Source organism: Rhizobium sp. M1, assembly GCF_002531805.1.
In the GTDB taxonomy this organism is placed as follows: domain Bacteria; phylum Pseudomonadota; class Alphaproteobacteria; order Rhizobiales; family Rhizobiaceae; genus Rhizobium; species Rhizobium etli_C.
The window spans coordinates 25,410-46,122 of the sequence record NZ_NWSW01000002.1 but is presented as its reverse complement, the minus strand read 5'-3'; the positions used below and the strand labels follow the sequence as shown (position 1 = coordinate 46,122).

Sequence of the window (20,713 nt, the reverse complement as noted above, 5' to 3'; positions counted from 1 at the left end):
ACAATTCGAATTCAGGAGTCACAAACATGGCAGCTAAAGAAATCAAGTTTGGCCGCACCGCGCGCGAAAAGATGCTGCGCGGCGTCGACATTCTCGCCGATGCAGTCAAGGTCACGCTCGGCCCGAAGGGTCGTAACGTCATCATCGACAAGTCCTTCGGCGCGCCGCGCATCACCAAGGACGGCGTTTCGGTCGCCAAGGAAATCGAACTCGAAGACAAGTTCGAAAACATGGGCGCCCAGATGGTCCGCGAAGTTGCTTCGAAGACCAACGACATCGCCGGCGACGGCACGACGACTGCAACCGTTCTGGCCCAGGCGATCGTTCGCGAAGGCGCCAAGGCCGTTGCCGCCGGCATGAACCCGATGGACCTGAAGCGCGGCATCGATCTCGCCGTCGCCGAAGTCGTCAAGGATCTCCAGGCCAAGGCCAAGAAGATCAACACCTCGGAAGAAGTCGCACAGGTCGGCACGATCTCGGCAAACGGCGAGCGCCAGGTTGGCCTCGACATTGCCGAAGCCATGCAGAAGGTCGGCAACGAAGGCGTCATCACGGTTGAAGAAGCCAAGACCGCCGAAACCGAACTCGAAGTCGTCGAAGGCATGCAGTTCGACCGCGGCTACCTCAGCCCCTACTTCGTCACCAACCCGGAAAAGATGGTTGCCGACCTCGAAGACGTCTTCATTCTCCTCCACGAGAAGAAGCTCTCGAACCTGCAGTCGATGCTCCCGGTTCTCGAAGCCGTCGTCCAGACCGGCAAGCCGCTCCTCATCATCGCTGAAGACGTCGAAGGCGAAGCCCTTGCTACGCTCGTCGTCAACAAGCTGCGCGGCGGCCTGAAGATCGCTGCCGTCAAGGCTCCTGGCTTCGGCGACCGCCGCAAGGCCATGCTCGAAGACATCGCCATCCTGACGGGCGGCACCGTGATCTCCGAAGACCTCGGCATCAAGCTCGAGAGCGTCACGCTCGACATGCTCGGCCGTGCCAAGAAGGTTTCGATCTCCAAGGAAAACACCACGATCGTCGACGGTTCGGGCGCCAAGTCCGACATCGAAGGCCGTGTTGCCCAGATCAAGGCCCAGATCGAAGAAACCACCTCCGACTACGACCGCGAGAAGCTGCAGGAACGCCTTGCCAAGCTCGCAGGCGGCGTTGCCGTCATCCGCGTCGGCGGCTCGACGGAAGTCGAAGTGAAGGAAAAGAAGGACCGCATCGACGACGCCCTCAACGCGACGCGCGCTGCCGTTCAGGAAGGCATCGTACCGGGCGGCGGCGTTGCCCTGCTGCGCTCCTCCGTCAAGATCACCTCCAAGGGTATCAACGACGACCAGGAAGCCGGCGTCAACATCGTTCGCCGCGCGCTGCAGGCTCCGGCCCGCCAGATCGCTGAGAACGCAGGCGACGAAGCCTCGATCGTTGTCGGCAAGATCCTCGACAAGGATCAGGACAACTGGGGTTACAACGCCCAGACCGGCGAATATGGCGACATGATCGGCATGGGCATCATCGACCCGGTCAAGGTCGTTCGCACCGCCCTGCAGGATGCCGCTTCCGTCGCATCGCTGCTGATCACCACCGAAGCCATGATCGCCGAGCTGCCCAAGAAGGACGCTCCGGCTATGCCGGGCGGCATGGGCGGCATGGGCGGAATGGACATGATGTGATAGGCCAACGGCCTTTCACAGCATCGTCCATGAGTCCGCCCATCATCTAAGATGGTTCAGCGCGGCAAGCGCGCTGAACTGGCGGAATGGACATGATGTGATAGGCGAAAGCCTGCACACATTCCGGCATCCGGAACAGGAAGGGCGGCCCTCGGGTCGCCCTTTTTCTTTGCCGCGAGCTTGCTCGAAACGATTCGATCCGTTGCGCGCGATTTTGTGCCGTGCATCGCATTTGCCGGCGGGCCAAGCTTTCGTGAGGCTTGCGCCGCTGCTTGTTTTTCTCTCCACGCAACCTGCGGGAGATCGTCGTCTTGCGGCGATGTAACTCCCGCCAAGTGGGACGAAACGGGGGAAAAGCGCTGAAAATTGGGCTCCATTCTCGCCAACAGCGCGGAGATCCGACATCTCCGGCCGAGGATCTCGATGCGAACACCCCTTAAAAAGCCGTTGCCGTTTGTGCAAAAGCCCCTATAAATCCGCGCTGCAATTGAAGCGCGCCCGGCGATCATTTTCGCTGTCAGACGAGCGCGGGAAGGCGATGCCAGAATAGTCGGCTGCGAAGAGGCTCCGGTTCGGAGGCTCGGATGGCCGCGGCAATGATCGCCGGTATGGGCGCGGGCATTATGCCCGATGCTGCATAAGCCTGTGTCTAGTGTTTGCCGAGCGTGCGGCGGAGGAGCCGCATGCGAACGAGGGAACGCCCGTGTTCAAGATTGCCAAAGCCAATGCAGCCGTGCCGTTGCTGCCCGGCTCGATGAACGACAACAATCAACAGCACGAGATGCTGGCGCAGTTTTCCGTTTCCGAAAGCTGGACCGGGGATCTGTCGAGCGGCGTGCTCCGTCTCGGCAAGTGGAGCGCCATGCTGCACGGCCTCTCCGCAGAGGAATGCGGACTGCTGAACCTGATACGATGCTACGATTCGGGAGATCGCAGTCACGTGCTGGAACTGTTCGAACAGGCGGCAACACATTGCTCCTCCTTCTGCTTTTCGACGACGATCATCATGCCGAACGGCTTGCGCCAGCCGCTGTTCTGCATGGGCGAGTCGAACGGGCTCGAAGAGAAATACAGCGGCAGCATGGCCGGCGTTTTCGTCTTTCCGCGCTTCAAGCTCGAAGGCGCAAGGCAGACTGCAAGCCGGCAATAGAGGCGGGCGGGCGAAATAACGGTCTCCGCTGAAAGCGGTCAGACTGCTGAAAAAGCCGGCCAACTTCTCTTTCGTCATACTCGGGCTTGTCCCGAGTATCTGGCTCGGGTCGATAGGGCAGCAGATCCTCGGCACAAGGCCGAGGATGACGTTGGCGGGGGGGGAAGCCGAGGGTTGTCATATATTGAGGGCCGCTCCCGAGAGCAGCCTTTGCGCTTTCCGGAACCGCCAACTACTCCGGCTTGACCGGAATATTGAGGCCCCTGGCGCTGGCCGGGCGGGCGATGCAGCGTTCCAGCCAATCGGAAACGGCGGGGAAACTCGCATAGTCCAGGACCTCGCGGCCGCCATAGAAGATATCGGCGCCGCGAACCCAGGTGAAGGTGGTGATGTCGGCGATCGTATACAGATCGCCCATGATCCACTGCCGACCTCTCAGCCTGCCTTCGAGGACGCCGAGCAGCCGTTTGGATTCATCGCGATAGCGCTCCACCGGATAGGAATTGTTGGCGACCTTGTCGGCGGCGGATTTGTAGAAATGGCCGAACTGACCGAACATCGGGCCGATGCCGGCCATCTGGAAAAACACCCACTGAATGCATTCATAGCGGCCGGCGGCATTCTCAGGAATGAGCCTGCCGGTCTTTTCCGCGAGATAAAGCAGGATTGCGCCGGATTCGAACAGCCCGATCGGTTTACCATCAGGCCCGTTCGGATCGATGATTGCCGGAATGCGGCCGTTGGGATTGAGAGACTGGAATTCGGGTGATTTCTGCTCGTTGGCGTCGAAGGAAATATAATGCGGCTCATAGGCGAGGCCGAGTTCCTCGAGGGCAACCGACACCTTCACCCCGTTCGGCGTCTGCAGCGAATAGAGCTGGATGATGTCGGGATTTTTCGCCGGCCATCGCCTCGTGATCGGAAAAGCGGAAAGATCTGCCATCGGAGTCTCCATGTTAGGCGCCGACCATAGGAGACGAGGCTGCGGAAACGCAAGCGAGGCATCGTTTCATATTATTGAACGAAGTGTCCCCTTCCGTCTACCTTTGCATAACGAAGGAAATAGGCGAGATAGGGATATCAGAGATCCACAGCGTGCCCGGGGCACCAAGATCTTGAGAAGCCATTCAACGGAGCAACATCCATGTCGAACGCCTTTATCCTGATTGCCCGCATTCTCCTGTCTTTCATGTTCGTCCTTTCCGGCTTCATGAAGCTAACCGATCCTGCCGGTACTGCGGGCATGATCGCCGGTGCTGGCCTGCCGGCAGCAACTCTGCTGGCCTATGTCGCAGGCCTTTTCGAACTGCTCGCCGGCCTTGCGGTTCTCACAGGCTTCCAGGTCCGCATCGCCGGCTGGCTGCTCGCGGGCTTCTGTGTCTTCACGGCCGTTGCCTTCCATCTGCCCTACGCAAGTGGCGCGGAACTCGTGAATATTCTCAACCAGATCATGGTCATGAAAAACATCACGCTTGCCGGCGCGTACATATTGCTCGCGACGGTCGGTGCCGGTGCCTATTCGATTGACGCCCGCCGCGGCGCCTATGCGGCTGCCTGATCCAGCAGACATCCTCCCAGACATGCAGAACCCGCCGTCATTGAATTGACGGCGGGTTTTCTTGTGTCTTGACCATTGCAATCAGAGCGCGGCGCGCACCGCCTCGATAATCGCCTGCACGACGGGTTCGTCGGCATGGCTTTCCTTGCGGGCGCGCACCAGGCTAGCCTGCGAATGGAGGATGACGCCGTCCTGAAGCACCTTCAGATGGTTGGCGCGCAACGTCGAGCCGGTGGAGGTGATATCGACGATGATATCGGCCGAGCCGGAGGCAGGAGCCCCCTCGGTGGCGCCGAGGCTTTCGACGATGCGGTACAGCTGGATACCGTGCTGGCTCGAAAAGAACTGCTGGGTCAGGCGCCAATATTTGGTGGCGATGGCGAGACGCCGGCCATGACGGGCGCGGAAATCGGCGGCGACGTCGCCGAGATCGGCCATGGTCTCGACATCCAGCCAGATCTCCGGCACCGCGACGACGACATCGGCCTGGCCGAAGCCGAGGCGGGCGCAGAATTCGACGCGCTTGTCGACCTCGGCAAAACCTTCCCGCATCAGGTCCTCACCGGTGACGCCGAAATCGACGGTGCCGTTGCCAAGCTCGCGGGAGATTTCGGAGGCCGAGAGGAAGGCGATTTCCACATCGTCCCAGCCTTCGACGCGGCCGCGATAGGAGCGGTCGTTGCCGACGGCCGTAATTGTCATGCCGGCCCGCTCGAAGATCGCCGAAGCATCGTCCTTCATCCGGCCCTTGGAGGGAAGCGCGATGGTGATGGTCATGCGGCTGCCCTTTCGGTTTCGATGCGGTCGAGCCAGAAGGAGAAGCCGACGGCCGGAATGCGGTCGGTTGCGCCGAGGAAGGTCAGGAGCTTATCGAAGCGGCCGCCGCCGGCCAGAACCGCGCTCGATCCCTCTACCGTCACCTCGAAGACGAGACCGGTGTAATAATCGAGCGGCCGTCCGAAGGCGGCGCGGTAGTCGAGGCAGGACAGATCGACGCCGGCATCGGCAAGGGCGCCGACGCGGCCGTTGAAGCGGGAGAGCGCATTGCCAAGCTTCAGGCCGGCGGCATCGGCAAAACCGGCCAGCGCCGCCGACGCATTGACGAGCGGGACGTCGAGCGACAAAAACTCTTCCAGCACGTGGAAGGCGGCATCGTCGAGGCGCGTCTCGGACAGAATGAGCTTTTCCTTGAGCCGCCGGGCAATCTCCAGCGGCGAGCGGCTGGCATTGGTCGAATAGCCCGTCGCCTGCATTTCCTGCTCGAGATGGGCGACCAGCGCCTGCTCGTCGCCTGAAGCGACAAGCTTTGCGATATCGTCGTCCAGCCCGGTGACGAATTGCGGGCTGACGAGACCGGCCAGCAGCGCTTCCAGCTGCGTCATGTTGCCGAAGGCGTGGATCAGCCGCTTCTGCCAGCCGAGCGGCAGGCCGAGCGCCTGGACGACCGCCTCGAACACCGCCTGGTCGCCGAGCGTCACCGACAGGCGCCGGCCCGGCAGCAGGCGGGCGAGAATGCCGGTGGCATCGCCGATGGCGCGGGCGTCAGCGCTCGGTATGTTGATATCGCCGAGATCCTCGATGCCGGCCTGGTAGAATTCATTGGCGCCGTCGCGGCGCTGGCGGAAGACCTCGCCGAGATAGGCGTAACGCTTCGGCGTGCCGGTCGCCGTTTCGATGTGGCGCAGACAGACCGGAATGGTGAATTCGGGGCGCAGGCAGAGGCTGGCGCCGGTTTCGCTCTCGGTCATGAAGATACGGCGGCGCAGATCCTCGCCGGCGATGTCGAGGAACGGCTCGGCCGGCTGGATGACCGGCGTATCGATGCGCTCGGCCTTGCGGGCGTCAAATTCGGCAAGCAGCTCGGCGGAGAATTCGGGGAGGTTGATCAGGGGCATGATGTCGCTCCTGGGAAAAGTCCCCTCCCCAACCCCTCCCCACAAGGGGGAGGGACTAACTCGCGGCGATCGTCGAACCAAATCGAGAGGACCTCCGATGAAGCAAATGTTGAGTTGGGCACAGCGGCGCCAAGTAAAGCCCCTCCCCCCTGTGGGGAGGGGTTGGGGAGGGGTTTATTGCGCATCGCCCGCCCTCTTCCGATCTTCCGCCTGCGCCGCAAGGATCTCCCTCACCTTGGCGACGAGGTCGGCCTCCGGCACCGTTTCCTGCGCCACGCGGGCTTCGCGCCAGCTGGCATTGTCCTCGATCTCGCCGGACAGCCGTTTGCCCTCGATCAGATCCTTGATTTGCACGACGCCGGTTGCGCGTTCGTCGCCGCCCTGGATGATGGCGACGGGGCAGCCGCGGCGATCGGCGTATTTCAGCTGGTTGCCGAATTTCTTCCAGTTGCCCTGGAACATCTCGGCGCGGATGCCGGCGGCGCGCAGCTCCTGCGTCATCTTCTGATAGCGGCCCATCGCCTCGACATCGCCGTCCATCACGGTCACCAGCACCGGCTCGATCACGTCGCTGGCGCCGAGCTTGCCGAGGTTCTTCAGAGCCGTCATCAACCTGGAGACACCGATCGAAAAGCCCGTCGCCGGAACCGGCTGGCCCATGAAACGCGAAACCAGGCCATCATAACGGCCGCCGCCGCCGACCGAACCGAAGACGACCTTCTCGCCCTTCTCGTTGGTGACGTCGAAGCTCAGCTCGGCCTCATAGACCGGGCCGGTATAATATTCGAGGCCGCGCACGACGGAGGGATCGATCTTGATGCGGTCGGACTGATAGCCGGCGCTCTTCACCAGCGCGCCGATGAAATTCAGTTCCTCGACGCCTTCGCCGCCCTTCGACGTTCCGGCAACGAGTTCGGCGAGTTGGGCAGCACTTTCGGCATAGTCCTTGATGCCGACGAAGAACAGCACCTTGTCGATCTGCGCCTGGTCGAGGCCGGCGCCCTTGGTGAAGTCACCGGATTCATCCTTGCGGCCGGCGCCGAGCAGCAGGGCCACACCTTCGGGGCCGAACTTGTCGAGTTTGTCGATGGCGCGCAGCACGTTGAGCCGCTGGCCGGCCTTGTCGTCGCCGCCGAGGCCGATCGCCTCGAGCACACCGTCGAGAACCTTGCGGTTGTTGACGCGGATGACGTAGTCGCCGCGCTTGATGCCGAGGGCTTCAAGCGTATCGGCCATCATCATGCACATTTCGGCATCGGCCTGGACGCCCGGCGCGCCGACGGTATCGGCATCGAACTGCATGAATTGGCGGAAGCGGCCGGGGCCCGGCTTCTCATTGCGGAAGACGTAACCGGCACGATAGGTGCGATAGGGAAGCTGGATCTCGTTGAAATTCTCGGCGACATGGCGGGCAAGCGGCGCCGTCAGGTCGTAACGCAGCGACATCCACTGCTCGTCGTCATCCTGCAGCGAGAAGACGCCCTCGTTCGGCCGGTCGCTGTCGGGCAGGAACTTGCCGAGCGCATCGGTATATTCGAACAGCGGCGTTTCCACGGGGTCGAAACCATAATGCTCGTAGACTTCCCGGATCTTTGCCGTCATCTCGTTGACGGCGCGGATATCGCCGGCCGTCCGGTCGACGAAGCCGCGCGGCAGGCGGGCCTTGAGCTTTTGCGGTTTCTTCTGCTTGTCGTTCATTTCCGGGAATTCCGCTGACTGTGACAGTGGCGGTGTCCTAGCGGATTGGGCGGGGAGCGGCAAGGGCGCAGGGGTCTTGATGTTTGCAGCGCCGCGCGTCTTTTCAGACGCGCAAAGGACGCTGCAGAACTTTGAACTACTACTGCATAATTCCTTAAATCGATTCCGATTTAAGGAATTATGCAGTAGGCCCAGAATCGATGGAACGAGGGTATCCATCCGAAACGCGGGATATGCATCATGATCGCTGAAGCGCTTCTCTATGCCGCGACATGGCCGCTGACCGGCAAGCCGCATCGAAAGTTCGTCCGCTATTCCGTCAATCTCTGGTCGCGGGCCGGGCGGTGTGCCGCCGAATGGGCCGAACATGAAGAGATGAGCCGGAATGCGATCCGTGCGGCGACGGCCGATCTCAGGCAGAAGCGGACCGCCGTCGTGCTCGGCTCCGGCCTGCTTCGTGACGTGCCGATCGAGGAACTGGCGCGAGCGTTCGACACCGTCGTTCTGGTCGATCTCGTCCACCTCGCCTCGGTGCGGCTATCGGCCAAGGCCCATCGCAATATCCGGCTGATCGAGCGCGATCTTTCCGGCTATGATGAGCTCGCGGCCGGCAGAGAGCCCGAACCGCTCAGCTTCCTGCGCTCGGTGCCCTATCTCGATTTCGTGGCTTCGGCCAATCTCCTGTCGCAGATCGGCCGGGGCGTGAAACGGCGCTACGAAGCCGAGGCCGCCGGAATGCCTGCCGACACGGTGGAAAGGCTGATCGGAGCGCATCTGGCCGGCCTCTCGGAACTCCCCTGCCGCCATTGCCTGGTGACCGACATCGCCTATGCCGTCATCGACCGCAACGGCAGGACGCATGAGGAGGCCGACCTGCTGCACGGCGTTTCGCCGCCGCCGGCCAAGGCCGCCTGGACATGGCCGGTCGCGCCGCTCGGCGAAGAGAGCCGGGATTACAGGATCGAGCACAAGGTGATTGCCGCCTGGTGAGAGGATGACGGTGCAGTCACCGAATGTTCACCGTCAGCCGGATTGGCTTACACCCGGCATTCACTTATATGAAACACCATGCGCACGCTCGCTCTCATCACGATGGTTCTCGGCTGGCTGGTCTACAGCGCCATGTCCGCATGGGCGGGCTGTCCGACATGTGCGTCGATGAATGCGCCGGTCGCCGCCGAGGCCGGCAGCATGCACCATCAGATGGGCGGCATGGAAATGTCCGACGGGGCCATCCCCGAGGGGGTAGCCAAAACTGCCCCCATGAAAGACCCCTGCTCTACCGGCAACGCCGCGCATATGCCGCTTTGCAGCGCTTGTCTGCTGCTGCCGCCGGCCATCATGGTCGTCGACAGCGCAAGATCTGCTTTCGCCTATCCGACCCCGGCGCTGGCCCGCGCCCTCGATGACGATCGCCCCACTCCGCAGGCTCCCCCTCCCCGACTGTCCTGACACTACGCTTACGCATTGAGAAGCGAGCGGCCTCCGTCGCCCGCAAAGCTATTGTCAGACAGAGGAAGGACCTCTCATGTCTCTGAAAATCATCACGCTTACCGCAATGCTGGCCGTCGTTGCAGCGCCGTCTTTTGCCGAAGACATGTCCATGGACATGAGCAAGCCGATGGGCAGCCACGATGCCGCAAGCCAGGCCTTGGGCGAGGCGAACGACAAGATGCACAAGGATATGATGATCGAGTATAGCGGCGATCCCGATGTGGATTTCGTCCGTGGCATGATCCCGCACCATCAAGGTGCGATCGATATGGCGAAGATCGAGCTGCAATACGGCAAGGATCCAGAAATCCGCAAACTCGCCGAAGCCGTGATCAAGGCGCAGGAAGCGGAGATCGCCGAGATGAACGCCTGGCTCAAGGCCCACGGCAAGTAGTCGATCACTCGCGAAAGAAGAACGCCGGAGATGACAGGCGTTCCCAGACTGCTGATAAACTCGGCCACTCCTCTTTCGTCATGCTCGGGCTTGTCCCGAGCATCTGCAACCGGTGCAGCAGATCCTCGGCACAAGGCCGAGGATGACGCCGAGGAAGGAGCAAAGTTTGCAAACAAACTGAGAACGCCGGGAATACCCGGCGTTCTGCAACAATTTAGCCCTTCGGCTCGAACTCCGCCGGGCGGCGACCGGCGCCCTGTCGCGACAGCATCCAGCCCGGATATTCGGGGGCAAGGGCGCTCACCTCGTCGAGCCGCTTCATATCCTCGTCGTCGAGCTTCAGCTTGACGGCGGCGAGGTTCTGGTCGAGCTGATCGACACGCTTGGCGCCGATGATCACTGTCGTGACGAAAGGCTTGGCGAGAATATAGGCGAGCGCGACGGTGGCGACGCTGGCGCCATGCTTTTCGGCGATCTCGCGCATGACGGCGACGCAGGCCCAGGCCCTGTCCCGGTCGACCGGTGGGAAATCGAAACTGGCGCGGCGACCCTCGCCGTTGCCGGGCGCGCCGGGGCCATATTTGCCGGACAAGAGGCCGCCGGCGAGCGGCGACCAGACCATCAGGCCGAGCTTTTCCTCCTGCATCATCGGCACGATGTCACGTTCGAGATCGCGGCCGGCGATGGAGTAATAGGCCTGCACCGTTTCGAAGCGGGCGAAGCCGCGCCGTTCGGAGAGACCGAGCGCCTTGGAAATACGCCAGGCCTGCCAATTGGAGACGCCGATATAGCGGACAAGGCCACGCGAAACGAGATCGTCGAGGGCACGCAGTGTCTCCTCGATCGGCGTGACCGTATCGGTCGCATGGATCTGATAGAGGTCGATGTGATCCGTCTGCAGCCGCTTGAGGCTCGCCTCGACGGAATCCATGATATGGCCGCGCGAGGCGCCGCGGTCGTTCGGCTTGTCGCCCATGACGCCATAGACCTTGGTGGCGATGACGACGTCCTTGCGCGGCACGTCGAGGTTCTTCAGCGCCTGGCCGAGCAGCCTTTCGGACTCGCCGGATGAATAGACGTCGGCCGTGTCGATGAAATTGACGCCCGCGGCGAGCGAACGCTCGACGATCCGGTCGGCGGCATTCTGGTCGACATCGGCGATGGCGCCCCACATGCTGCCCTGTTGGGCCTCGCCGAAGGTCATCGTGCCCAGGCAGATTTCCGAGACGAAAAGTCCCGTATTTCCGAGTTGATTGTAACGCATGATCGAAAAAATCCTTTGTGTCTGCCGCAAGAGGGACTTGCGAACTTCAGAACTTCATTTTTTGATTATTGGCCTGCGCGCGACAGGCACAGCCGTGGCTGGCTGCAGGGTGAGGCCAATTCGATGTAGTGCGACGGCGGCGCTTTTCAACGCCACAGCTTGCCGCACCGCAGGCCGACGCCCTTGTCTCGACACAGGCCGGCGATAAATTGCCGGCCATAGTTCAAGAGGTGCGCATGTGACGACGCGAGCACTGACGACGATCGGCTTCGATGCCGACGATACGCTTTGGCAGAACGAACAATATTACCGACTGACGGAAGCGCATTTTACCAAGCTTCTTGCCGATTTCGCCGAGGGACCGAAGATTTCCGACCGGCTGCTGGAAGCCGAGAAACGCAACCTTCGCCACTACGGATTCGGCATCAAGGGCTTCACGCTGTCGATGATCGAGACGGCGATCGAGATTACCGAAGGCAAGGTGCCGGCCAGCGTCATCGCCAAGATCCTCGATACCGGCCGCGATCTGTTGTCCCACCCGGTCGAGACCATGCCGCATGCGCGCGACACGCTGGAGGCGCTTGCCGGCAAATATCTGCTCGTCATGATCACCAAGGGCGATCTTTTCGACCAGGAGCGCAAGCTTGCCCAATCCGGCCTCGGCGACTTCTTCGATGCGGTCGAGATCGTTTCCGACAAGACCGCCGTCACCTATCGCCGCATCTTCGCCAAGGTCGGTGACGGACCGGAGCGGGCGATGATGGTCGGCAATTCACTGAAATCAGATATCGTGCCGGCGATTGCGGCCGGCAGCTACGGCGTCTTCGTGCCGCACGAACTCACCTGGGTGCTGGAACATGTGGACGAACCGACGGAAGCGCCGCGTTTCCGCAAGATCGGCCATCTCGGCGAATTGCGCGAGCTGATCGACCGGCTGGCATAGGCGGGCGGCCGATCGATGCCGGCCGTTCGGCCCTGCCCTAAAGCGTGTCGCGATCTTTCAGATTCGCTTGGCACGCTTACACATGTCTTCATCGCAAAACCGCTGCACAGTTTTGCGAGACATGCTCTATTGCGGCTTGGGCGGCGCCTTCGGAAACAGCGACGGCTGCTCCGGCTCGGCCGGCGGTTTTGGCTGCGGAGGGGCGGCCGTCAGCGGTTCTATGAGGATGCTGAACGGTGCGCCGAGGCCGCGGCGCGGCGAGACCTTGGAATAATAGGGGCGCAGCAGCCAGGTGGTGCTTTCCTTCGCCGTCGTCTGAAAATTCGTGCCGTCCTCATCGGTGCCGAAGAAAGCTTCGTCATCGGGCTTCGACAGGTCGAAAATCGCCAGGAAGGCGAACTTGCTCTTGGTGGCAAAGCTGATCTTGATGTGCTGGCCGGCGCGCACCGGCAGTGTGTAGACATGGCTGTTGCCGAATTTCGTCCAGCCCTTGAGCTGCATGGTGACAGCGGGGAATTGCAGCTTCTCCAGCTTCTCGCCGGGATCGAGCTGCGGCGCCTGTGCCACGGCTGAGATCGGCAGGAAGAACAGGGCAAGGGCAGCAATCGATGTTTTCACGGACAGATCTTTCATGGTCGAACCAGGACGGCGCGCATCGCCTCTACCTCGGGCCGGCAGAAGCAGCCCTCCAGATGATCGTTGACGAGGCCCATCGCCTGCATGAAAGCATAAACTGTGGTCGGGCCGACAAAGGTCCAGCCGCGCTTCTTTAGATCCTTCGAAATGACCACCGAGGTCGGCGTCGTCGGATTGGCGAGGATATGGTCGCGATCGACCACGGCCGGCCGCTCGTTGTGGCCGGGTTCGTAACCCCAGAAATAATGGGCGAGCGAGCCGAATTCGTCCCGGAGCGCAATGGCGCGCCTGGCATTATTGATGGTCGAGACGATCTTGCCGCGATGGCGGATGATGCCGGCATCGCCAAGGCAGCGATCGATATCCGCTTCGCCGAAATGCGCCACCTTGTCGAAATCGAAGCCGGCAAAGGCGGCGCGGAAATTCTCCCGCTTGCGCAGGATGGTCAGCCAGGACAGGCCGGATTGGAAGCCTTCGAGACAGATCTTTTCGAAGAGGCGGATGTCGTTGGTAACGGGGCGGCCCCATTCCTCGTCATGATATTTGAGATAATCGGGCAGATTGGCGTGCCAGTGGCAACGGCTCCTGCCGTCCTCGCCGATGATGATGCCTGTCTCGCTCATGATCCTTCATTCTGCCGGGGTCCGTTTCGTTTTCCGGTCATGATTCCGGCTTTACCATTTGCAAACCGTCTTTCCAAACCGAACGGTAACCCTGACGAAAAGTTTATCCGATCGGTCGGCCTTTCAGAAATCGATCTTTACCATTCGCTGGCGGATCAGGTGGCAGCGTCCTTGCGAGCGGACCTGTCGCGCCCGCGCATTTCGGCCATTTGTAGAGAGTTCGTCCGATGATGAAACAGCTTGTTCTTGCCGCAGCCCTCTTCGGCGCCTTCTCCACGGCCGCCCTTGCCGACGACCGCTACGCCACCCGCCCGCCTGTCGTGCTCAGCCCCGATCTGACGGCGCCATGGATCAACCAGCTCGGCGGCAAGGTCCGCCCCGTGGTCTACCAGCGGCCGGTCGTCCAGCCGCAGCAGCGCGGCCTTTTCCAGCGCCGCGTCGTCCGCCAGGCGCCGCGGCCGGCACCGCAGACCGTCTCGGTGATCAATCCGGGTATTCCGGCGATCCGCCATCCGATCGAGCCGCAATTCCTGCCGCAGATGGTCGACTACGACACCCAGGAAAAGCCTGGCACGATCGTCATCGATACCAACAATCGCTTTCTCTACCTGGTGATGGAGGGCGGCAAGGCGCGGCGCTACGGCGTCGGCGTCGGCAAGCCCGGCTTCGAATGGGCCGGCGCCCACAAGATCACCCGCAAGCAGGAATGGCCGGACTGGACGCCGCCTTCCGAGATGATCAGCCGCGAAGCCGCCAAGGGCCATTACCTGCCGGCGCGCATGGATGGCGGCCCGGAAAATCCGCTCGGCGCCCGCGCCATGTATCTCGGCTCGACGCTCTACCGCATCCACGGCACCAACGCACCCTGGTCGATCGGCAGCGCCGTCTCCTCCGGCTGCATCCGGTTGCGCAACGAAGACGTCGTCGACCTCTATGACCGCGTCAGTGTCGGAACCCGCGTCATCGTCATGTAACGGCACATACATTATCTTGGAAGCCGCAAGAACAGGCGGTTTCCTTTGCCGAAATTGCTTTATCCGGCCGGGCCGATCTTGAATCGGGCAGAAGTTCATGTAGCTTCAGGCAAATTTGCTTGAGGGGAATCGATCATGATCAAATTGATGCCAGGTCTGGCTGCGGCCGGACTTGTTCTGTCCTTGATGTCCACGTCCGTCTTTGCAGCGCCGGCCGGCTCCGACAACACGCAGCGCCCGGCTCAGGTCGTGCGCGTGGCGCAGATGCCGAAATATGTGAAGCCGCAGTTCAAGCGCAAGAAAGTGCGCCTCGTGACGACGGAAGCGGCCGGCACCGTCATCATCGATACCAACAACAAGTATCTCTATCTCGTCGAAGGCAACAACCGCGCAACCCGCTACGGCATCGGCGTCGGCCGTGACGGCTTCGGCTGGTCGGGCATCGTCAAGATCGGCCGCAAGGCCGAATGGCCGAGCTGGACGCCGCCGGCCGAAATGCGCCGCCGCGAAGCCGCCAAAGGCCACATCATTCCCGCTTTCCAGGAAGGCGGCGAGGACAATCCGCTCGGCGCCCGCGCCATGTATCTCTACCAGGGCGGCCGCGATACCATCTTCCGTATCCACGGCACCAATCAGCCTTGGACGATCGGCCTCAACATGTCTTCCGGCTGCATCCGCATGATGAACCAGGACGTGATGCATCTTTACGATCGCGCCGCCGTCGGCACCAAGGTGATCGTCATCGGCCCCGGCAATAAGCAGGGCAAGGTGGCGTTCGAGGACAGGGGTATCGACGTGCTGCGCACCATGTTCGGCGGCTGAGCAACACTTGCGAAAAAATCGAAAGGCGCATTTTGACGCGCCTTTTCTTTTCCTTAGACTTTATGGCGGAAAGCTGGCACTGGTGCCTAAGAGTCGACATATTTGCAATATCGGGGCTATTCAATGACATATGCGCTGCGTTCCTCCGCTTCCCTGCTTGCGGGCATCGCGCTTTTCACCATCTGTTCGGCAGCCTCCGCCTCGGCGGAAGACCTGGAATTTTCCATTTACGGCGGCTACCAGACGGCGCCGCACAGCGGCGTCGACGTCTCCGACGGCACGAGTTTCACCGCTGGCTGGGAGGGCAAGTCCTTCGGCGCGCCGCCCTATTACGGCGCTCGCGTCACCTGGTGGCTCGAGGATTTCAACAAGCCGAACTGGGGTGTCTCGCTCGACTTCACCCATGACAAGGTCTATGCCGACGACGACACGCTCGCCAAGGCCGGCTGGTCGCATTTCGAATTCACCGACGGCCTGAACCTGCTCACTGTGAACGGTCTCTATCGCTTCCAGGATCCGGCTCGCCGCTGGACGCCCTATCTCGGCGCCGGTATCGGCGTGAACATTCCGCATGTCGAAGTGATTCGCCCCGAAGGCAAGACCTGGGCTTATGAATTCGGCGGCGTGACGCTGCAGGCCCAGGCCGGCGTCGACTTCAAGGTGACCGAGCGCTGGTCGACCTTCGTCGAATACAAGGGCACCTATTCGCGCGTCGACGTTCCGATCGACAGCGGCGACCGGCTGAAGACCAACATCTTCACGAACGCCGTCAATGTCGGCGTCTCGTTCCACTGGTAATGAATTGAATTTCGGCTGCGGCGCTCGCTATTTCGTGCCGCAGCTGACCCTGCCCTCGGCGGCGTAAGGTTTGCTGCCGCCCTCTATCGTCAGGGAATAGGTGCCGCTGAAATTTGCCGAAGGCTTGCCGCGCACGCCGGCGACCACCACCAGATCGAGCGTTGCCCCTTCGGTATCGTCACCGCCGCCATCAAAGACTTCCAGGAGCAGCTCGCCATCGCGCGCCCAGTGGTTGCTCAGATGCTGCGATTCGAACACGCGTTTTGCGAAGGCCGGCGCTTGCGCGGAATCCTTGACAATAAGCGCGCCGCGGAAATGGTTGAGCCTGTGGCCGGCATCGCTCGCGAAACCGCTTTCGAGGGTAAAACGCGCTTGCGCGTCATCGGCGGAACAGAATAAGCGGCTGTCGGCATGGGCCGCGCCTGCCCCCGCGAGCAGTCCCGCAAGTATAATCATTCCCCGCCACATCGCCCGACCTCCCGAGAGCGGCCCGAATGGGCCGGCTGCATTCTCTTCAGCCTAATGGCAAACCTGTTAATTTTTCCGGCATAACGCCGCCATAGGCCCAATCGAGCAACTCGACCGTATGCAGGATCGGAATAGCGGTGCCGGTGGCGATCTGGGTGATGCAGCCTATATTGCCGGTGGCGATGATATCGGCCTTGGTCGCTTCGATATTCCTGACCTTGCGTGCCTTCAGCGCCGCCGAGATCTCCGGCTGCATGATGTTGTAGGTGCCGGCCGAGCCGCAGCAGAGATGACCTTCGGCCGGATCGCGCACTGCAAAGCCCGCCGCTTTCAGCAAGGATTTCGGCGCAAGGGTGATGCGCTGGCCGTGCTGCATCGAACAGGCGGAATGATAGGCAACCGTAATGCCCCTCGGCATATGGGCCGGCAGCTCGAGGGTCGCCAGATATTCGGTGATATCTTTTGCCAGTGCCGAGACCCTGGCCGCCTTTGCCGCATAGGCGGGGTCGAGGCGCAGCATGTGGCCGTAATCCTTGATCGTCGTGCCGCAGCCCGAAGCGGTGATGATGATCGCATCGAGCCCCTGCGTCTCGATTTCGCGCGTCCATATGTCGACGTTGATCCGCGCACTTTCGAGCGCCTGTTCGGCGCGGCCCATGTGGTGAACCAGCGAGCCGCAGCAGACCTCGCCTTCCGGCGCCACGACCTCGATACCGAGCCGCGTCAGGAGCCGGATCGCCGCCGCGTTGATGCCGGGATCAAGCACCGGCTGGGCGCAGCCGGAAAGGATCGCCACTCGGCCACGCCGCTCCGCCTCGGGCGGGTAGCTGCCGGGTTTTGCAAAGTCCGACGCGGCCGGCAGGCGCCGCGGCGCCAGCGCCAGCATGGCGGCAAAGGGTTTGAGTGCCGCCCCGCGCATCAGGCCGGCGAAGGGGCGGCCAAGACGGGCGAGACGGAGCGCCAGGCGGAAACGGCCGGGATAGGGCAGCACGGCCGCCAGGAGGGCGCGCGTCAGCCGGTTCATCAGCGGGCGCCTGTAGGTCTTTTCGATATGGGCGCGGGCGTGATCGACCAGATGCATATAGTCGACACCCGAGGGACAGGTGGTGACGCAGGCAAGGCAGGAGAGACAGCGGTCGATATGTGTGACGACCTCGGCATCGGCGGGCCGGCCGTTTTCCAGCATGTCCTTGATCAGATAGATGCGGCCGCGCGGACTGTCGAGCTCGTTGCCGAGCGTCACATAGGTGGGACAGGTGGCGGTACAGAAGCCGCAATGGACGCATTTGCGCAGGATCTGCTCGGATTCGGCGACATGGGGGTCGAGGAGCTGGGCGGGGGTGAAGTTGGTTTGCATTTACGCGGCCTCCGGTGCCCCCTTCGCCCCAGCGGGGGTCCGAAGGACGGGTCGAGACCCGTGGCTCGACCCGGGTGGGTGCCCGAAGGGCGGATGAGGGGGCCGCACCCGGGACAAAAGCGAGAAGACGACAGACTGCATGCCGTGTGGCCCCCTCATCTGACCCTTCGGGCCACCTTCTCCCCGCTGGGGCGAAGGGGGAGCAAGAGGCACCCTTGTGCAATCCATCGAGCGTGGACAGTCGGCAACAAGCATCTGCTCACCCCATTTTCCCCGGATTCAATATCCCCGCCGGATCGAACTTCTCCTTCACCCGCCGCGACAGCATCGCCACCGCCTCGGGCTCCGGATGAAAGGCGGCGGTCGCCGCCCTTGCCGCAGCGGAGGCGCGGATCAGTGTAGCATGGCCGCCGCCCAGCACCTTGATGAAGCGGCGGACCATCTCAGCCTCCGGCTCCGCCTCCATGCGCATCCAGACGAGGCCGCCTTGCCAATCATAAAAGGCATCGACGCCGGCTTCGAGACGGAGCGCTGCGACGAGCTGATGGCCGGTGCCGGGGGCGACCGAGACGCGCCAGACCGGCCGCGCCGTGCCGTCGGCATAAGGCAGCACATCGCGGATTTCCCGCCAAAGCCTCTGGCTTTCCCTCCCATCCAGCTGCGTGACCGTGGCGAAGGCGGACATTGCCGCCGCAAGTTTTTCGACGCGCACGTCGACAGAGCCAGCCAAGCCCTCGATGCGCAGAACTGTGGCCTCGCCCTCGGGCAGTTTGCCGGCGAGGAATTTCCACGTCACCGTCAAAGGCAGATGGGCCGCACCCGAGACTTCGACCGGCAGCGCCATCGCCGTCGCCATGGCGCTGGCCGCTTCGGCATCGTTGAGGCCCGAGAGAACCACCGTGCGTTCCGTCTTCGGGCGCGGCGGCACGCGGAAGGTGACTTCGGTCAGAAAACCCAGCGTGCCGTGCGAACCGGCGATCAGCTTGACGAGATCGAGGCCGGTGACATTCTTCATCACCCGACCGCCGGCCTTGATGATCTCGCCGCTGCCGTTGACGAAGCGCACGCCGAGCAAACTGTCGCGGGCAGCGCCCGCAATGAGGCGGCGCGGGCCAGAGACATTGGCGGCAAAGACGCCGCCGATGGTCGGCTCGCCAGACCTGACCATAACGGGGCGATGATCCATCGGCTCGAAGGCAAGCATCTGGCTATTTTCGGACAGCGCCGCCTCGACCTCGGCAAGCGGCGTACCCGAACGGGCTGTCATGACCATCTCGCCGGGATTGTAGGCGATGATGCCGGAAAGCCTGGTCGATCGCAGCCGGTCTTCGGCTGCAACGGCATTGCCGAAACCCGAGCGCGTATCGCCGCCGCAGATCGCGAGTGGCCGGTTCATCTCCCGATGTGCGCGGACGATCGCCGCCGCCTGTTCCTCGCTCGTCGGCATCAGATCGATCATGCGGCGGGGCGTCCTTCCAGCGGAAAGACCTTCGACGGGTTGAGCAGCCAGCCCGGATCGAAGGCAGCGCGCACCGCCATCTGCTGGGCGAGATCGGCCTCCGAATACTGGTGCCGCATCAGGTCACGCTTTTCGATGCCGACACCATGCTCGCCGGTCAGGCAGCCGCCGGCATCGACGCAGAGCCTGAGGATATCGTTGCCGGCGGCTTCGGCACGGGCGGCATCCTGCGGATCGTTGGCGTTGAAGAGGATCAGCGGATGCATGTTGCCATCACCGGCATGGAAGACATTGGCGACACGCAGGCCGTAATGATCGACGATCTCGGCGGTCTTCTTCAAGACGTGCGACAGCTGGCTGAGCGGCACGGTGCCGTCCATGCAGATATAATCGGCGATGCGGCCGGTGGCGCCGAAGGCGGATTTGCGGCCTTTCCAGATCAACGCCGCTTCGGTGGCCGACTGGCATTCGCGCACGGTCTTGACGCCGTGCCTGCGGGCGATGTCGACCACGTCCTTCAGCATGGCGTCCATCTCCGCCTCCGATCCCTCGACCTCGACGATCAGCAGCGCGCCGACATCGAGGGGATAGCCGGCATGGGCGAAGGCCTCGCAGATCTCGATCGCCGGCTTGTCCATGAATTCGATCGCAACGGGGATGATGCCGGCGGCAATGACATCAGCGACACAGGCGCCGGCCTCTTCCGAACTCTCGAAGCCGAAGAGCACCGGGCGCGCGCCTTCGGGCTTGGCGATCAGCCGCACGGTCGCCTCGGTGACGATGCCGAGCTGGCCTTCATGGCCGCAGACGAGACCGAGCAGATCATAACCGGGCGCATCCAGCGCCTTGCCGCCGAGCTCGATCACCGTGCCGTCGACCAGCACCATCCTGACGCCGAGCAGATTGTTGGTGGTGACCCCGTATTTCAGACAGTGGGCGCCGCCGGAATTCATGCCGATATTGCCGCCGATGGTGCAAGCAAGCTGCGAACTCGGATCGGGCGCATAGAAAAACCCGTCGGCTGCGACAGCGTCGGAAATATTAAGATTGGTCACGCCCGCCTGCACCACGGCGACGCGGTTCGGCAGATCGATCTCGAGGATGCGGTTCATCTTCGACAGGCCGAGCACGACGGCATCCTCCTGCGGAATGGCGCCGCCGGAAAGCGAGGTGCCGGCGCCGCGCGGCACGACGGGGACGCCATAGCGGTGGCAATAACGCATGACGGCCGCAACCTCGGCGGTGGTGCGCGGCAGGGCGACGGCGAGCGGCAGGCGGCGATAGGATACGAAGGCATCGGTCTCGAAGGGAACCAGTTCGCGCGCCTCATGAACCAGGCATTCCGGGGCCAACAGATCGGTGAGATCGGCGACGATCTGAGAGCGCCGGGCCAGGACATCGGCGCGGGGCGCAAGAAACGGAATGGCGTCGGACATGGCCTTCTCCCTGGCCTCCCGGAAAGATGACGACGGGAGGACGACGGCGGGAACGGGTGTCGGATCTTGCCTGCCGCCGT

Annotated in this window: 21 protein-coding genes; 10 read left to right on the top strand and 11 right to left on the bottom strand. The window is 62.5% G+C overall.

The features are described 5' to 3' along the window. Nucleotides 1–26 precede the first annotated feature (26 nt). Both groL and CO655_RS02365 read left to right on the top strand, forming a co-directional pair. On the top strand, nucleotides 27–1,664 hold the full coding sequence (gene groL / locus CO655_RS02370; RefSeq protein ID WP_038687103.1) for a chaperonin GroEL: 1,638 nt from the start codon (nucleotides 27–29) through the stop codon (nucleotides 1,662–1,664). A 703-nt stretch (nucleotides 1,665–2,367) separates the two neighbouring features. Next, nucleotides 2,368–2,814, top strand: coding sequence for a hypothetical protein (locus CO655_RS02365; RefSeq protein ID WP_097663671.1), 447 nt, complete (start codon nucleotides 2,368–2,370; stop codon nucleotides 2,812–2,814). Between the two features lie 232 nt (nucleotides 2,815–3,046). Here CO655_RS02365 and CO655_RS02360 read toward each other — a convergent pair whose 3' ends face one another. Further along, nucleotides 3,047–3,757, bottom strand: coding sequence for a glutathione binding-like protein (locus CO655_RS02360; protein ID WP_097663670.1), 711 nt, complete (start codon nucleotides 3,755–3,757; stop codon nucleotides 3,047–3,049). Nucleotides 3,758–3,958: 201 nt separating this feature from the next. On the opposite strand from CO655_RS02360, the gene CO655_RS02355 reads away from it, so the two are divergent. Continuing rightward, on the top strand, nucleotides 3,959–4,372 hold the full coding sequence (locus CO655_RS02355; RefSeq protein ID WP_064686098.1) for a DoxX family protein: 414 nt from the start codon (nucleotides 3,959–3,961) through the stop codon (nucleotides 4,370–4,372). A gap of 81 nt (nucleotides 4,373–4,453) precedes the next feature. Here the strand turns inward: CO655_RS02355 and hisG are convergent, their stop codons facing one another. From hisG to hisS, 3 genes are all read right to left on the bottom strand, one after another. Then, nucleotides 4,454–5,149: an ATP phosphoribosyltransferase gene (gene hisG, locus CO655_RS02350; RefSeq protein ID WP_097663669.1), complete on the bottom strand. Its 696-nt coding sequence runs from the start codon at nucleotides 5,147–5,149 to the stop codon at nucleotides 4,454–4,456. Then, complete coding sequence (locus CO655_RS02345; RefSeq protein ID WP_097663668.1) at nucleotides 5,146–6,267, bottom strand: ATP phosphoribosyltransferase regulatory subunit; 1,122 nt, start codon at nucleotides 6,265–6,267, stop codon at nucleotides 5,146–5,148. Before CO655_RS02345 ends, hisG begins: the two co-directional genes overlap by 4 nt. A 174-nt stretch (nucleotides 6,268–6,441) precedes the next feature. Next, the gene (gene hisS, locus CO655_RS02340) at nucleotides 6,442–7,965 is read right to left on the bottom strand and encodes a histidine--tRNA ligase (protein WP_097663667.1); all 1,524 of its coding nucleotides are present in this window, start codon (nucleotides 7,963–7,965) and stop codon (nucleotides 6,442–6,444) included. A gap of 240 nt (nucleotides 7,966–8,205) precedes the next feature. On the opposite strand from hisS, the gene CO655_RS02335 reads away from it, so the two are divergent. The 3 genes from CO655_RS02335 (at nucleotide 8,206) to CO655_RS02325 (ending at nucleotide 9,853) form a co-directional block, all read left to right on the top strand. Further along, the gene (locus CO655_RS02335) at nucleotides 8,206–8,955 is read left to right on the top strand and encodes a hypothetical protein (protein WP_097663666.1); all 750 of its coding nucleotides are present in this window, start codon (nucleotides 8,206–8,208) and stop codon (nucleotides 8,953–8,955) included. Nucleotides 8,956–9,033: 78 nt separating this feature from the next. Then, nucleotides 9,034–9,417, top strand: a complete 384-nt coding sequence (locus tag CO655_RS02330; protein ID WP_097663665.1) for a hypothetical protein — start codon at nucleotides 9,034–9,036, stop codon at nucleotides 9,415–9,417. A gap of 76 nt (nucleotides 9,418–9,493) precedes the next feature. Beyond that, nucleotides 9,494–9,853 (top strand): DUF305 domain-containing protein, encoded by a 360-nt coding sequence (locus tag CO655_RS02325; protein ID WP_097663664.1) that lies wholly within the window; start codon nucleotides 9,494–9,496, stop codon nucleotides 9,851–9,853. 214 nt (nucleotides 9,854–10,067) lie between these two features. On the opposite strand, the gene CO655_RS02320 is transcribed toward CO655_RS02325, so the two are convergent. Beyond that, nucleotides 10,068–11,117, bottom strand: a complete 1,050-nt coding sequence (locus CO655_RS02320) for an aldo/keto reductase (RefSeq protein ID WP_097663852.1) — start codon at nucleotides 11,115–11,117, stop codon at nucleotides 10,068–10,070. Nucleotides 11,118–11,355: 238 nt separating this feature from the next. Between CO655_RS02320 and CO655_RS02315 the strand changes: the two genes are divergently transcribed. Next, nucleotides 11,356–12,060, top strand: coding sequence for an HAD family hydrolase (locus CO655_RS02315; RefSeq protein WP_064681010.1), 705 nt, complete (start codon nucleotides 11,356–11,358; stop codon nucleotides 12,058–12,060). 126 nt (nucleotides 12,061–12,186) lie between these two features. Here the strand turns inward: CO655_RS02315 and CO655_RS02310 are convergent, their stop codons facing one another. Next, nucleotides 12,187–12,693, bottom strand: a complete 507-nt coding sequence (locus CO655_RS02310; RefSeq protein ID WP_010031408.1) for a hypothetical protein — start codon at nucleotides 12,691–12,693, stop codon at nucleotides 12,187–12,189. Then, entirely contained in the window at nucleotides 12,690–13,319 is a 630-nt protein-coding gene (locus CO655_RS02305) for a DNA-3-methyladenine glycosylase I (RefSeq protein WP_097663663.1), read from the bottom strand. The genes CO655_RS02310 and CO655_RS02305 overlap by 4 nt, the downstream gene beginning before the upstream one ends. A 227-nt stretch (nucleotides 13,320–13,546) precedes the next feature. Here CO655_RS02305 and CO655_RS02300 point away from each other — a divergent pair, with 227 nt between their 5' ends. From CO655_RS02300 to CO655_RS02290, 3 genes are all read left to right on the top strand, one after another. Further along, a complete protein-coding gene (locus CO655_RS02300; protein WP_097663662.1) occupies nucleotides 13,547–14,293 on the top strand; it encodes a L,D-transpeptidase in 747 nt (248 codons plus the stop codon). 135 nt (nucleotides 14,294–14,428) lie between these two features. After that, on the top strand, nucleotides 14,429–15,115 hold the full coding sequence (locus CO655_RS02295; RefSeq protein WP_097605546.1) for a L,D-transpeptidase: 687 nt from the start codon (nucleotides 14,429–14,431) through the stop codon (nucleotides 15,113–15,115). Nucleotides 15,116–15,238: 123 nt separating this feature from the next. Further along, nucleotides 15,239–15,913: an outer membrane beta-barrel protein gene (locus tag CO655_RS02290; protein WP_097663851.1), complete on the top strand. Its 675-nt coding sequence runs from the start codon at nucleotides 15,239–15,241 to the stop codon at nucleotides 15,911–15,913. Nucleotides 15,914–15,940: 27 nt separating this feature from the next. Here the strand turns inward: CO655_RS02290 and CO655_RS02285 are convergent, their stop codons facing one another. The 4 genes from CO655_RS02285 to CO655_RS02270 all read right to left on the bottom strand — a co-directional run bounded on the left by CO655_RS02285 (nucleotide 15,941) and on the right by CO655_RS02270 (nucleotide 20,633). Continuing rightward, entirely contained in the window at nucleotides 15,941–16,381 is a 441-nt protein-coding gene (locus tag CO655_RS02285) for a hypothetical protein (protein ID WP_097663661.1), read from the bottom strand. 46 nt (nucleotides 16,382–16,427) lie between these two features. Continuing rightward, nucleotides 16,428–17,738: a glycolate oxidase subunit GlcF gene (glcF, locus tag CO655_RS02280; RefSeq protein ID WP_097663660.1), complete on the bottom strand. Its 1,311-nt coding sequence runs from the start codon at nucleotides 17,736–17,738 to the stop codon at nucleotides 16,428–16,430. 259 nt (nucleotides 17,739–17,997) lie between these two features. Next, the gene (locus CO655_RS02275; RefSeq protein WP_097605549.1) at nucleotides 17,998–19,197 is read right to left on the bottom strand and encodes an FAD-binding protein; all 1,200 of its coding nucleotides are present in this window, start codon (nucleotides 19,195–19,197) and stop codon (nucleotides 17,998–18,000) included. Further along, nucleotides 19,194–20,633 carry an FAD-linked oxidase C-terminal domain-containing protein gene (locus CO655_RS02270; RefSeq protein ID WP_097605550.1) on the bottom strand — a complete coding sequence of 480 codons (1,440 nt, stop codon included), beginning with the start codon at nucleotides 20,631–20,633 and terminating at the stop codon, nucleotides 19,194–19,196. Before CO655_RS02270 ends, CO655_RS02275 begins: the two co-directional genes overlap by 4 nt. Nucleotides 20,634–20,713: the final 80 nt, after the last annotated feature.